This is a genomic window from Pseudomonas sp. Os17 (assembly GCF_001547895.1).
GTDB lineage: Bacteria > Pseudomonadota > Gammaproteobacteria > Pseudomonadales > Pseudomonadaceae > Aquipseudomonas.
The window spans coordinates 2,414,088-2,427,938 of sequence record NZ_AP014627.1 but is presented as its reverse complement, the minus strand read 5'-3'; the positions used below and the strand labels follow the sequence as shown (position 1 = coordinate 2,427,938).

At 63.0% G+C, this 13,851-nt stretch carries 11 protein-coding genes; 1 reads left to right on the top strand and 10 read right to left on the bottom strand.

Annotated elements, in window-relative coordinates; genetic code table 11:
• The first annotated feature begins 126 nt into the window (after nucleotides 1-126).
• On the top strand, nucleotides 127-402 hold the full coding sequence (locus tag POS17_RS10945; protein ID WP_060838551.1) for a DUF3077 domain-containing protein: 276 nt from the start codon (nucleotides 127-129) through the stop codon (nucleotides 400-402).
• 66 nt (nucleotides 403-468) lie between these two features.
• Here POS17_RS10945 and POS17_RS10940 read toward each other — a convergent pair whose 3' ends face one another.
• From POS17_RS10940 to icmH, 10 genes are all read right to left on the bottom strand, one after another.
• Nucleotides 469-3,108, bottom strand: a complete 2,640-nt coding sequence (locus POS17_RS10940; RefSeq protein WP_060838550.1) for a T6SS phospholipase effector Tle1-like catalytic domain-containing protein — start codon at nucleotides 3,106-3,108, stop codon at nucleotides 469-471.
• Complete coding sequence (locus POS17_RS30865; RefSeq protein WP_231979049.1) at nucleotides 3,096-3,578, bottom strand: DUF3304 domain-containing protein; 483 nt, start codon at nucleotides 3,576-3,578, stop codon at nucleotides 3,096-3,098. Before POS17_RS30865 ends, POS17_RS10940 begins: the two co-directional genes overlap by 13 nt.
• Before the next feature lie 80 nt (nucleotides 3,579-3,658).
• Entirely contained in the window at nucleotides 3,659-4,099 is a 441-nt protein-coding gene (locus tag POS17_RS30860) for a DUF3304 domain-containing protein (protein ID WP_414159976.1), read from the bottom strand.
• A gap of 116 nt (nucleotides 4,100-4,215) precedes the next feature.
• Nucleotides 4,216-4,743: a DUF3304 domain-containing protein gene (locus POS17_RS30855; RefSeq protein WP_129406789.1), complete on the bottom strand. Its 528-nt coding sequence runs from the start codon at nucleotides 4,741-4,743 to the stop codon at nucleotides 4,216-4,218.
• Between the two features lie 23 nt (nucleotides 4,744-4,766).
• Entirely contained in the window at nucleotides 4,767-5,555 is a 789-nt protein-coding gene (locus POS17_RS10935; RefSeq protein WP_060838549.1) for a DUF4123 domain-containing protein, read from the bottom strand.
• Nucleotides 5,556-5,566: 11 nt separating this feature from the next.
• A complete protein-coding gene (gene tssI, locus POS17_RS10930) occupies nucleotides 5,567-7,618 on the bottom strand; it encodes a type VI secretion system Vgr family protein (RefSeq protein ID WP_060838548.1) in 2,052 nt (683 codons plus the stop codon).
• 21 nt (nucleotides 7,619-7,639) lie between these two features.
• Nucleotides 7,640-8,713 (bottom strand): serine/threonine-protein kinase, encoded by a 1,074-nt coding sequence (locus POS17_RS10925; RefSeq protein WP_082729840.1) that lies wholly within the window; start codon nucleotides 8,711-8,713, stop codon nucleotides 7,640-7,642.
• Entirely contained in the window at nucleotides 8,710-9,438 is a 729-nt protein-coding gene (locus POS17_RS10920; protein WP_060838547.1) for a PP2C family protein-serine/threonine phosphatase, read from the bottom strand. The genes POS17_RS10925 and POS17_RS10920 overlap by 4 nt, the downstream gene beginning before the upstream one ends.
• Nucleotides 9,438-12,962 (bottom strand): type VI secretion system membrane subunit TssM, encoded by a 3,525-nt coding sequence (gene tssM / locus POS17_RS10915; RefSeq protein WP_060838546.1) that lies wholly within the window; start codon nucleotides 12,960-12,962, stop codon nucleotides 9,438-9,440. The genes POS17_RS10920 and tssM overlap by 1 nt, the downstream gene beginning before the upstream one ends.
• A complete protein-coding gene (gene icmH / locus POS17_RS10910) occupies nucleotides 12,962-13,846 on the bottom strand; it encodes a type IVB secretion system protein IcmH/DotU (RefSeq protein ID WP_060838545.1) in 885 nt (294 codons plus the stop codon). Before icmH ends, tssM begins: the two co-directional genes overlap by 1 nt.
• Nucleotides 13,847-13,851 lie beyond the last annotated feature (5 nt).

The following is a 13,851-nucleotide window of genomic DNA, read 5'->3' as shown; positions in this document are numbered from 1 at the left end:
CGTACAGCTGCCACCCCTTCGCCTGGAAACGAAAACGGCAGCGTCTTCTAGCAAAAGGAGCCACGCCATGTACGTATTCCATCGACACCAACCTCAGCACCCGCAGCAAACCGCCGGAGGTGCCCAATGACCTTCTCCGTCAAAACCCTCGGCATCGTCACCTTCGCCCCCTGCGGTGACAAAGACCAAAGCCTGTTCAAGGTCAACCCGGACATACCCGTGGGCGAAGCCCTGGAACATGCGTCCAACCTGTTCTATTACGCCAAGAAACTCATGCTGGATGCGGCCCTGGAGCCTCAAGGCGAGCGCTACGCCTGGCCGGCCTACTACCTGTGCGAAATGGGCAAGGCGGTGGTGGATGATCTGTCCCAGGCACTGTTGCCCGAGGCCAACCCCCAGTAAGGCACGCGCCTGATTCCTCCCTCAAAGGGCGGCCCCGGGAGTGCCGCCCCTTCAGGTTATCCATCGCTATACCTGCTTCCCGGACGATTTCAGATTGCCCACCTGCTCGGCCAGCAGGTCTTGCCAGCCAGCCGGCTGCCCCTGATCGTTGGCGCTCGCCAATAGCCCGGCAAGTCGGGCGTCCTCCTTGTCCTGCGCCGCTTGTGCCGCTTGTGCCGCTTCCGGCGCTTGGTGGGCCACCAGGATTTTCTGCAGCTCCGGGGTGGTGGCGGTGTTGGCGTTCAAGGGTGGCGGAGGCGGCATCGCCGCGACCAGGGCGACCACATCCCCCGGGGATTGAGTGAAGGCCCGCAGCCCATCCAGATTGCTCAGCATCGGCAAGGCCAGACCGGTCAGCGGGTCGAAAGCGCTGACTTGCGGCGAACCCGGCACCCCGACCTTGCCCGCCAGCACCGGCCGCGCCAAAGACGGCAGGAACAGGCCGAGCAACATGCGCGGGTCCTTCTTCTTGATGCTCAGGCCGACACTGGCCAGCGCCAGTCCCACCCCCACCACCCGGCCCGCGGTGGCCAGCAGCGACAGCTCCTTGTTCGACTCGTTGTCAAAATGCACCAGGCGAATGCGGAAGTAATCGGTGAACGGCTCGCGAGGGCCCAGCGCCGAGGTGTTCATGAACCAGGCGCGAGAGTCGTGGATCTGCTCGTCGAACAGCGCCACCAGGTCTTCCTTGCCCGATTTGGGCGTGTTGGGTGCACTGAACAACTCCCGGTAAAGCTCGGTGCCTTTATCGTGCAGGTAGGCATACTCCTTGGCCTCGTCTTCCTCGTTGACCAGGAACACCGTGCCGCCCAGCAGCAAATCCAGAACGCCGCCGACCTTCATGCTGTCGTCGAGCAGTCCCCACTCTTGCTTGTAGTCATGACGAAACTCGTCGGCGGCGCCTTTGAGTTGCTGGTGATCCAGGGGCGGGTCGAAGACTTTTTCCCTGCGCATGCCTTTGGCCTTTTCCTCACCACCGACGATCTGCACATGGCGCTGGTACTCCTTCTCCTGTGCCTCGGTGTAAGTCGGTACCGGTTTGCCTTTGGCGGCGGCCTTGGTTTCGGCATCATTGCGCGCCTGGATCGCCTCCCAGGCCTCGACCTCGGCCTTGGGCATATCCGGCGGAGCATTCTGATAGAACGGCTGCCTTTCCACCCCTCCGGCATAACGGTCGATGCGCCAACCGGTGATCAGCGCCTGTTGCCACTCGATCATGTCTTCCAGGGTGCCGGTGTGTTGAGCGGCGTCGGCTTGCCAGGCGTTGAAGCGTTTGATGAGTTCGTCGGAGACGTTGAACTCTTCTAACGTTTCACCACTCATTTTCCTCCACTTCTCATGAATTCCTTCCCGATATGCAGCTTGTGGCACTTGCAAAGGCGCCCCAGCCGAAAACGCTTCTGCATACAGATGCTGTAAAGGGATTTGCGATAACAAATGCTCGGTACCGGCAACCGCCTTGCCCTGATCCCCAGGCGCGTAACCACCGCCGACATCCGAGTGCACGCCGGGGTAAAGATATTCGACTGTGCCACTTCGGTAACTGGAGGGCTGAGTCGTATCGCGCTGGCCGCTGGCGTTTTTCGGTCGGCGCCGGATCGAGTCCAATGGGAAACTGGCGCGCTGTTCATGGGCCGACACCAAGTGCACGCAACGCTTGAGAAAGTGACAGTCCTCAGGAATGGAAGTGTCCATGCAGGTAGCAGACTCTTCATCAGGTAAACGCATGGTGCCATCAGCCCAATCCATATGCCCGGCGGTAAAGGGAAAACTGTCGGCGATACCCACTGCCGCCACCGTGTCACAGATACCGAGGAACTCAATGGAGATCGGCAGCCCGGCAAAGCGATACTCCACTGCGCCATCGCTGCCTTGGCAACGGGTCAGGGTTTGCAGCCAATTGGCAAAAGTTCGGGCTTGTGCAGCGCCTCTGGAGAAGCCATAGACATATAGGCGCATGGCCAAGATATGGGGTTTTTCCCCGACTTCTCTTCGCTGATCTAATAGCTTTTTCAGGTCATTCATATACGGACGCATGGCGGCTTCACGTTTCTTTTCGCCGTTTTCCAGTAGACCTAAAGTTGCCACGTTGCCATACCAACAAGTAGCCATGTCCTCCACCAGAGACTGGGTTTCGGTCACTGAAAGAAGTTTTTGTTTCGGTATTGCATCCTTTAACGCTGCTATTAGTCGAGTCAGGCCCCAGTTGATTCGGTTTTCACCACCACTGGCAGCTATCAGCCCCATATCGGTAGGTACCATTTCCTTAACATCCGGAAACACCGTACCCACGCCCGGACTGTAATACCTGAAATAACCATTCTCCCGAGTAGCATCATCCGATCCTAGACTCGCATGATAAAGCCGAGCCATATTGCTACACGAAGATGGGCTCGAAGCGCTGTCAGCCTCGTTGTTATTATTAGTCCCATCGAACGCCAATGTAATATGTAAAGTCTTACAGCAAGGTGTTCCGCTGTATGCATCGCCCCTCGCCTGTACGATTTTACGCTGCTGCTCACCGAATGCGAATTCATCAAATTTTTGTCTTCGGATATTTTCAGAGAGCTGTTTTGGAGCATCAGGCAGAAGCCGATCCAACGGAAAATCCGGAGCAATCAACGTAGAAACGGAACAGCTTTTCATATTAAAATTTATTTTGGACATACATTAGGTTCCTCCATTTTAATAGGATACCTGTAAGGATAGTCAGGATCATCTCTCCGCAAATTATCGGCAGAAACACGAACTTTGTCACACGGCAAAAAATGAACTTTCAAAGATCCCGCGATGGAATACTGGGGAATTTCCACAACTACCTTATGTCGTGAATACCCTTTTTTATGCTCCGCCATACGTTTAGTCCAAGCATCTGAAAACTGACGTTCTGGCCACTCCCCATAAGCGTATGGATCCGGATCTTTTTCCCATTCAACAACAGCTCTCAACCCTGGTTTCCAATAACGCGGAACAACACCACAGCAAACTTCACTACCACCGCCCTGATGCGGTCCCAAGTTCGGCCCACCCGCCCCATTCACCGAAAAGCGATTGATCGCCGCCGAAGTATGGTTATAACCCGTCACCGGTGCCGACAACATCTTCGACTCAGACTGACAAGCGCTTGCAGTCAACATACCTGCGGCCAACAAGCACACACGAACAACATTCAAGACACCAAATAAACCACCCACTAAACCCTTCCTCATCATTAGCCCTAACATACTTCTGGCTCCTCCATTTTCATTGGATAATTGTAGGGATAACCAGGGTATCCTGGAGAGGTTCCAGCAGCGGTTACACGTACCTGATCGCAAGGTAAAAAATGAACTCTCAAGTCGCCCGGACTATCGTACCGGGGAATTTCCACAACAGCTTTGTGACGCGAATACCGTTGTTTCTCCCTTGCCATTCGCTTATTCCAAGCGTCAGAATATGGGCGCTCTGGCCATTTCCCATAAGAATATGGATCGGGATCTTTTTCCCATTCAACAATGGCTCTTAATCCTGGAACCCAATGACGAGGAACAACGCCACAGCAAACTTGGCTACCCCCACCTTGATACGCACCCAAGTTCGGCCCACCAGCCCCATTAACCGAAAACCGATTAATCGCTGCCGAGGTATGGTTATAGCCAGTCACCGGCGCCGATAACATCTTCGACTCAGACTGACAAGCGCTTGCAGCCAACAGACCGGCGACCAACAAGCATCCACGAACAACACTTAAGACACCAAATAAACCGCTCGCAAAAAACTTCTCCATAATTAGCCCTAACATACTTCAGGCTCCTCCATTTTCATTGGATAGTTGTAGGGATAACGCGGATCCACTACCTTGATGTTGTCCGCAGAAACGCGCACTTGGTCGCAGGGAAGAAAATGGACCTTTAAGGTTCCGGCCACGGTATACCGAGGAATTTCTACAATCACTTTATGTCTAGAGTAATTGGCGGCATGACGCTCATAATCCTTATTATCAAATTGACCATACTGGTCTCGTTTAATATAACCGCGAGGATCCGGATCTTTTTCCCACTCAACAATGGCTCTCAACCCTGGAACCCAATAACGAGGAACAACACCACAGCAAACTTGGCTACCACCCCCCTGATGCGGCCCCAAGTTCGGCCCACCTGCCCCATTCACCGAAAACCGATTGATCGCCGCCGAAGTATGGTTGTACCCCATCACCGGGGCGCTCAGCATCGGGGACTGGCTCCGACAGGCTGTGACCAGCAACACGGCACTCAACCACCCGGCCAATGACACTGCGGTCTTCCAACTCCGCGTTTTGCACATCCACTTCATGGCATCCCCCTCCCCTACTCATCCACCACAAACGGCGAGTTATCCAACAGCCATTGGCGAATAAACGCCTGCCGCTCGTGGGGCTCTTGAAGCCCTTGCTGGCAGGCCGCAATCTGGCTGTGGAACAGGTGGCGCATCAGGCCTTCCTCGCGGCTCAGGCCGTAGTGCTGCGGGGTGGCGCTGTGCTCGCGGCGGTGCCCGTCGGCATCGGCCCAAGCCTTCAGGCTGGTGACCTGCGCGGGGTCGAACAGGAAGCCTTCCGCCGTTGGGGCGTCGCTGTGTCGGGAGTAGTGCCCCAACAGCTGCTGTGCCCGGTGGTCGCGGTCGAGCCAGTGCCAGGCGATCACCGGGCCATGCAGGACGCGGCCCTGGGCCGGGGTCAGGGCTTCGCTCACAGGTAGGAACACGCGCGGGTCGTAGTAGCGCAGCACCCCTTGTTCGCGGCCCTGGTTCCACTGCACCTGGGTGCAGCGACTGAGGTGGGCGGCCAGGGCGTCGAAGGGCCAGGGGCTGAGCAGCGCCAGTACGTGCTGGGTGCAGTCGACGGCGCTGAGAAAAGCCTTCAGCCAGGTCTGGTGCCGCAGCTTCAGCCGCAATAGCAACGGGCCGGCGTCGGCAATGCTCGCTTCCGGGGTGTGGTCGAACAGCTTGGCCAGTTGCGGGCCTTCGGTCAGGGTCGCCAGTTCCGCTAGCAGCGGGTAGTCGAGGCTGGTGGCATCGATCAGCAGGTCGAGGTGCTCGTGCTCCAGTCGCTGTACCTGTTGCCACAGCAGTTCGTGCCACAGGGGATTGCTCGTGTACATGGCGGGCTCCTCTAGCGTGCTTCCAGCGCTTGGTTGTTGGCCTTGGCCCGGGCCAGGCACTCCTTGCACACCGGCGGCGGGTTGGGCGCGGCGACCTGGGGCAAGGCTCCCGGTACATCCCGATCCGCCGCCCCCGGCTGCAACGGCGCCTTGATGGCGATCCCGCTGCCACTGCCCGGGGCGCCGCCGGCGTTCTGTTTCACCAGCGGTCCGACGATCGTCACGCCGCCGGGGTCGAGCTTGATAAAGCTGCCGCCGGCCTTGAGGGTCATTTCCAGGGCCGCTTCGATGACGATCTTGTCCCCGGCCTTGAGGTGGATTTCCTGGCCGGCCTGGGTCAGTTGCGCCACGCCGAGCTTGATGTGCTGGGTGTCGCCCACGGTGAGGTGGTCGTCGGCGCGGATTTCGGTCTTGCGCGCGCCGTGGGTGGTGCGGTGTTCCTCGGCCTTGAATTCGCTGTAGGCGTTTTGCTCCACGCTGTCGTGACGTTGGTGGCCGATGCGGATCTTCTGATCGTGCTGGATGTTCTGGTCCCAGTCGCGCTGGGCGTGGACGAAGATCTGTTCGGCGCCCTTCTTGTCTTCGATGCGCAGTTCGTTGAAACCGCCGCCACCCGGCGAGCTCAGGGTCTTGAAGACGCTGCGGGTCTTGTGCGCTGGCAGCGCGTAGGGCACTTCGTGTTCCTTGTGGTACAGGCAGCCGCTGACCAGGGGCTGGTCGGGGTCGCCTTCGAGAAAGCTCACCAGCACTTCCATGCCGATGCGCGGGATGACGAGGGCGCCGTAGCGGTCGCCGGCCCAGCCGGAGGCCACACGCAGCCAGCAACTGCTCTTGTCGTCGCCCTGGCCCTCGCGGTCCCAATGAAACTGCACCTTGACCCGGCCGTACTGATCGCAGTGGATCTCCTCCCCCGCCGGGCCGGTGACCACCGCGGTCTGGCTGCCCAGCACCTGGGGCTTGGGGTGCTTGAGCGGCGGTCGGTAGAACACGTCCCAGGGGGTGGCCAGAAAGCGGTTGCGGTAGCCCTGCTGGAAGCCGTCCTCGGCCCGGGTATCGCTGGTGATGGACTCTTCCAGCACCTGGGGCTGCTTGCCTTCGTGGGTCACCTGGGTCAGCAGCCAGAGGTCGTTCCATTCCCGGCGCGGGTGCTCGGACAATTGCAGAAAATGCCCGCTGACCAGCCGTGGGTCATCGCCCCAGCCCCCGGCCTGCCGATAGTCGGCGCGGTGGCGTTCCAGGGCGCGCTGGCTGAGCAACTTGCCCCGGGCACGGTCAGTGAAGCGTCCAGGGTAGTCATAGTCCTCCAGGTCCGGTTCCGGGTTTCGGGCCTCGGGCCGGTAGGCGGCCTCCAGTTGCAGGCGCGGCTTTTCAAAGTCGTAATCGCGGCGGCTGGTGCGGCGGGTGCGCGACTCCAGGCGCACTTCGAAGCCCTTGATCACCGGCTCGTCGGCCACCAATCCGCTGCCGCGCACATAGGCGGTGGGCCGGCCGAGCTTGGGGAACGCGGTCTGATTGTCGGCAAACACCAGCAGGTGGCCGCCACGACTGTGCTGGAAGTGGTAATGCAGGCCTTCCTCTTCGCACAGACGCTGGATGAAGTGCAGGTCGCTCTCGTCGTACTGCACGCAGTAGTCGCGCTCCGGGCACGGATGCTCGATCTGGAACCGATAGGCGTCGGCGAGGATGCCGTGCTCTTCGAGAATCGCGGCGATGATGCTCGGCACCGCCCGTTGCTGGAAGATCCGCTGGTTGATGCGGTGGCGCAGGTAGTCCAGGCGTGGCACCAGGGACAGCTGGTAATGGGTCAGGCGCTGGCCGGAGTCGCCCTGGGCCACGCGCCGGATCTGGCCATGAATGCCATGGCCCTGGGGATCGAAGGCGAGAAAGGCCTGCTTGTGCAGCAGCCCTTCCAGGTCCAGGGCCGGGTTGTCGCTGACCAGTTGCAGGTCAAAGCGAAAGGGTTGGCTGATGCCTTCGGTGCCCTTGAATCCCAGCACCTGCAAGTCATTGGCAAAGTCTTCGACGCTCAGGCTGAAGTGGGTTTCACTGGCCGAGTTGAACATGTGCTGCTCCTTGTTCGCTGTTCATGGTTCATGCCGCTGCAACCAGCCGCCCAGCCAGCCGCCCCTGGGGGCAAAGGCATCCCGCAGTTCCTCGACGCCGATGGCCCGCTCCGCGGCATTCAGCGCCAGGGCCGTGCGCAGCGCCGGCCAGCAGTACTCCGGCAGTTGGCGCGGGCGTTGCAGTTGCAGGTCCAGCTGCTGGTCCCGGGCCTGGGTCGAGGGCAGGCGGCGATAAGGGTGCTTGCCGCTGACCAGTTCGTGGATCACGCAGGCCACGGCGAACAGATCCGCCGCTGCCGACAGCGGCGCGCCTTCCAGCAGCTCCGGGGCGGCGTAGCTGGGAGTCCAGGCGGCGAAACGCTGGCGGTTGAGCCCTGGCAGGCCCGGCAACCGACCCTGGGCGGCGCGGCTCAGACCGAAGTCGAACAGGCGCAGGCCGTCATCGCCGAGCATCAGGTTGCCGGGCTTGAGGTCGCCGTGCAGCACCCCGCGGCCATGGCAGTAAGCCAGGGCCTCCAGCAATGCCAGAATCACCTCCCGCGACTGCGCCCAGGGCAACCCCAGGGGCCACTGGCAGAGCAGTTGGTCCAGGGGCATGCCGCGCAGCTGTTCCATGGTGATAAAGGCGCAGGCATGCCCGGTGTCCACGTCGAAGCCGTGCACCCGCACGATGTGCCGATGGTGCAGGCGCCGGGTCAGGGCGAATTCGCCGTAGAGCAAGGCGCTGGCATCCGGCGCATCGGCGAAGGCTTCGCTGAGCAGCTTCACCGCCACATAAGGTTCCGGGTCGCCGAACTGTTCATGCAGCAGGTCCCGGGCGCGGTACACCACGCCCATGCCGCCGGCCCCCAGCAAGCGCTCCAGCCGGTAGCGTCCGGCCAGCACCTGGGGCAGCCCGCCCTGGGGGTCGAGCGCCTTGAGCGGCGGGCCGATCGGCAAGCGCCGTTTGCCGCCACCCCGGGCCTTGCCGCGCCCCTTGGAGCCTTTGCCGCGCCCCTTGACCGGCCGCGGCTGCGTTGCCGCAGCCGCCACCACCCGGGTCAGTTCGCCCGGCGCCGGCGAGGGTGAATGCGGGTGAAACAGCGGCAGGTTCATTGGCGCACCACCACCGCGGTCAGGTTGTCCCGCGCCGCGCCGTCCAGGGCGTCCTCGAACAAACGCTGCAAGGCCACTTGCGGCGCCGCCAGGCTCAAGGCACGGCACAAGGCGTTGCGAGTCAACTCCTGGTACAGGCCGTCGCTGCACAGCAGGAACACGTCGTCGGGATAGACCTGCAGCTCCAGCACTTCCAGGCTCAGACGCTCGCTGGCGCCCACCGCCCGGGTCAGGGCGTTGGCCGCCGGGTGCGAGCGGGCCTGTTCGACGCTCATCTGCTGCTCGTCGATGAGTTTCTGCATCAGCGAATGATCCCGCGACAGCTGGTACAGGCGCTGCTCGCGCCACAGGTAGCAGCGGCTGTCACCGGCCCAGACGCAGGCGGCGCGATCGCCCTGCAGCAACAGCGCGACCACGGTGCTGCCCATGATGCTGTCGCGCCGTCCGGCGGTAACCGTCAGTTCCTGGCCCAGGCGCCGGTTGAGCCAGTGCAGGCACTGGCGCACGCCGGCCAGGCGGGCCTCGAAGCTGTCCTCGGTCGGCAGCTCGGCGAGGCTGCTGACGATCAGCCGGCTGGCGATGTCGCCGCCCTGGTGCCCGCCCATGCCGTCGGCCACCACCCACAGGCCGCGCTCCGGGCAGTCGAGAAAGGCATCCTCGTTGCGCCGGCGAACCTTGCCCGGGTCGGTACGGGCCGCGCTGCGCCAGGTCCCGGCAGCGTTCATCAGAGCTGCACCGGCAGGCGGAAGCTGCGCAGCACGCCCATGTCGAAGGGGTTGGGGGTGCGCTGGCTGTGCAGCAGGTAATTGGCTCGCAATCCGCCCAGGTCGGCCTTGATCACCATCACGTCGCGTCCGCTCAGGTATTCGTTCTGCATCAGGTCGAACAGGCGGAACAGCGACCAGGGACCGCTGTTCTTCTCGATACCGATGGGCCGGCCGGCGAGTTTTTCCAGGACCAGGCTGGTGCGGCCGTTTTCCGCATCGGTGGGCCATTTGAAGGCCATGGGCACGATCGGACCATGGCGGTACTCGATCTGCTGGTCGCCGAAGCGGAACTCGGCGCGGCTGACGCTGGGGTCCAGGGTGTAGGGTTCCAGGCGGAACTGCACCTGGGGCTCGGCCGGGTTCTCGGCGAAGAAGCTCTGGCGGATGACCTGGGCCGCGGCCATCTGGTCCAGGTAGACCCGGGACACCGGCAGGCTGTAGCCGTCGATGTTGCGCAGCCGGTAATTGCCCGGATCGCCCACCACGAAGGGCCGCAGGTAGGTGTCGAAGAAGCGCTCGGCCAGGCCCTGGGCCTTGAAGAACTCGCGGAAGTCGCCGATGGCCACCTCGCTGCTGCTGTGGGCATCGAACGGATAGCGCTGCTTGATGGCCTTGCCGTAGAAGCCGTAGAGCTCGCCCTGATAGCGCTGGTTGAGGTACTGGTACGCGTCGTTGAGCACCAGGCGCCAGGTGTCCTCGGCCAGCAGGTTGAACCAGGCGCTGACCGGCCGCGGCAGGCGCCCGGAGCTGGTGCGCAGGGTGCTCAGGGCATCGCGCTGGCCACTCATGCGGGTCTTGGCCATTTCAAAGGCCGCCTGCTCGGGATTGCCGGAGCGGGCCAGAAACGCCAGTTGCAGCTGCAGTTCGTTGAGCGCCTGCAGGGCCGGGGCCAGGTCCGCGGTGGGGCCGTTATTGTCGTCGAGCAAACGGTGCAGCGGCTCGAAGCGGCTTTGCAGGGATTTGCGCGCGGTGTCCGGGAGTTTTTTCAGCAACCCGTCCTTGGCCTTGCCCGCAGCTGCCGCCGCGACCTTGCCCAAGGCGCCGCCACCGACCAGCTGGTCGGCGGCCTCGCTCAGCTCTGCGGCGGGCTCGGCCAGCACCGGAAAGCGCGTGTTCTCGCGCACTTCCACCAGCAGTTGCAGGATCGGCGAGTTGGCCGAGGTCAGGCCGGCCACTTGCTCGGCCCCTTCGCTGGCATCGTTGATCGGCTGCAGGGCCACCCGGCCCACCGCCTCGCCCCAGTGGTTGGCGTAGTCGCGAAAGTACAGTTGCTCCAGCTTGACCATCAGTTGGCGCAGGTCCATGCCGCTGATGTCGCTGCCCTCCCCCAGCACCCAGTTGTCCTGGAGGATGTCGCTCACCAGGCTGGCGCCCTGGATCGAGAAATACTGCTGATAGCCCTGCTGGGTGTAGAAGCCCGGGATCACATAATCGGCGCCCAGCAGCAGGTGGCCCTGGGGCCCCAGGTGCTGGCTCAGGCGATAGTCCGGCAGGCTCCGGGCCTGCTCGCGCAGCACCCGGTAGATCACGTCGGCCAGCGACTCGCTGCGCAGCACCTGGCGAGCCTGGGCCACCAGCGGCTCATTGAGCGGGTAGCTGAAGGGTTGCTGCAACAGGCGCTCGAAGTGGCGGTTGAGGCCGTTCTGCACCGCGCTGTTGCCGGGGTAGCGCCGCGACCAGTCGGCCGCCACCCAGTCCCGCAGCCAACTGGGGTCGCGGCGCTCCTTGAGGTTGAGCATCAGGTAGGCGCGCAGGCTGTTGAGCAGGCGCTCGCGGTCCTTGAGGTTGCTGCGGATCTGCCCTTCGAGCATCTGCGCCACCTTCGGCAGCAGCTGCTCTTGCAGCTCGCGCTCATAGGCGGCGCGCAGCAGCGGGTTGCTGGCCTCGCCCTGGTACAGACCGCCGCGCTCATGCAGCGACACCTGGCCCTTGGGCGGGAACACCCGGGTCGCCTGGTCGCTCAGGTCCAGGCTCTTGAGCGCGGCCATGGCGTCGCTCCGGTCACTCAGGGTGGCGCGTTGCTGGGTCCATTCCCGGGCCAGTTCGCGCAGTTGCTCCAGGCGTCCATGGTTGGCGGAAAAACCACTGGCCCATACCAGCCCGAACAGCCCCAGGGAACCCAGCGCCCCCACATAGAGGGCGCGCTGGCCCCAATCGATGCGCCGGCGCTCGCCCTTCTCCAGGCCCGCCAGTTCGGCTTCGGGGAAGATCACCTGACTGAGCAGGTGATGAATGAATCGCGCCCGCCCGCTGTGCAGGTTCGGCAACAGGCTGCTCGGCAGGCCCAGGTTGGCGCCGATCCCGGCCGTGTCGGGGTCCAGTGACTGGCTCAGGTGCGGCGCGCTGGTGAGGTAGAAACCACGCAACAGGCTGGCGCGCTGGTAGCGGTTGCCAGTGAAGGCCATGTCGACGAACAGGCACAGGCGCTCGCCGATCAGTCCCAGCTGGTGCGGAAAATCCAGTATCCGCCCGCGACGCTGAGTGTCGCGCTCCTGGTGCATGCGCATGATCATCTGGCTGTTGAGGCGCCGCAGCAGGTCTTCGAATTCATCGCGCAGCACCGCCACATCGGTGCCGTCCTGCTCGCGACGGAAGCTGACACCCAGCACCTGTTCGCTCTCTTCACGGCTCAGTTGATCGAAGAACTCGTCGAACCCCAGCAGTTGGTCGGCCTTGCTCAGCACCAGGTACACCGGCACCTCCACATGCAGTTTTTGCCGCACTTCCTGCAGGCGACTGCGCACCTGGCGCGCGAAAAGCTCCAGGGCCTGTTCGTCGCCGCCCTGCAACACGTCCACCGGCAGGGCCAGGAGCACGCCATTGAGCGGCCGATTGCGCCGACGGCTGCGCAGCAGGCCGAGCAAGGTGCTCCAGGCGTGGCTGTCGGCCTCGGGATCGGGCTGGGTCAGGTAACGCCCGGCGGTATCGATCAGCACCCCGTGTTCAGCGAAGTACCAGTCGCAGTGGGCACTGCCCTGGGTGTCGCGGGTCAGCTTGCGATCAATGCGATTGAGGGGAAATTCCAGCCCGGAAAAATCCAGCAGGCTGGTCTTGCCGGCGCCCTTGGGCCCGAGCAGCAGGTACCAGGGCAGGTCCTGGCGCCAGCGCTCGCTGCGGCCGCGATACAGGCTGGAAGTCTTGAGGGTGCGCAGCGCTTCCCTGAAGCGACTGCGCAGCTCTTTCTCCTCGTCATCCATGCGTTGTTCGCGCTCCAGGCTCTGCCGGCCTTCCTCGCTGTCCTCCAGGGCGGTCTTGCGCACCCCGGCGCGCCAGTTGACGAACACCATGCTCAGGCCCCAGATCAGGCACAAGCCGCTGATGGTCAACAGCCGCGCGGTGGTGCTGGCCCAGAACCGATAGTCATCCACCGCCAGCAAGGGCCCGACGAACCACACCAGCAACGCCATCAACAGCACCAGTACCAGGGTCCAGACCCAGGTCCTGGCGAGGAACAGACCGACTTTCTTCAACAGAGTCTTCATCACAGTTTCCCGTCTTGCGGCGCACTCACGGACGCCGCCGAATCAAGCTGACGATAAGGTTGCAACACGCTCTCGCGCTGCTGCGCCAGAACCCAGGCAAACCCGGAATACATCACCGCCAGGCTCACCAGGGTGGACAGCGCCACCGTCCACCAGGGCACGATCCGCACCAGGTCCGGGCGCTGATCGCCAAAGCCCTGCCACTGCGGCGACAACTCCCGGGGCACGTCGCCGCGCAACTGGCGGATCTGCCGATACAGGGCATCGCGGATGCCTTCCAGCTCCAGCATGCCGCGGGGCGCGACCCGGTACTTGCCCTCGAACCCCAGGGACAGGCACAGGTAGATGAGCTCCAGCATCGGCAGGTGGCGCAGCGGATTGCGGGTCAGTTGCTCCAGCAGCTGAAAGACCTTTTCACCGCCGAAGGTCTCGTTGTGAAAGCTGCTCAGCAGGCTCATCTGCGACCATTGGCTCTCATTGCCCCAGGGGGTGCTCACCACCGCCTCGTCCGCCACCGTGCACAGCACATAGCGGGCGCTGCGCACCTGGCCGGCCTCGGCACCGTCGTGCAGCGCCCGGGCCTCGAACCGCCGGATGGCGGCGCTCAGTTGCTGGTTGAGCGCGCCCAGGTCTTCGCGCACCACGCTGTGCTTGAGCCGCACCACTTCCGAAAGCAGCTCGGACGCCGCGGCCACCAGGGCGTTGAGGCTGACGTTGAAGGCCTGGGCCGGTTGCAGGCGCGCGGCATAGATCATCCGCTGCTCCAGTTGCTCGATACGCGGCGGCGCGACGGAGTCCGTCAGCGGGCCGCTGCCGGCGTGGGGCTCGTGGCGATCGACGAGGACGGTCTTGTCGTCCTGCGGGTATTCACTGTCCTTGGTCATGGCAG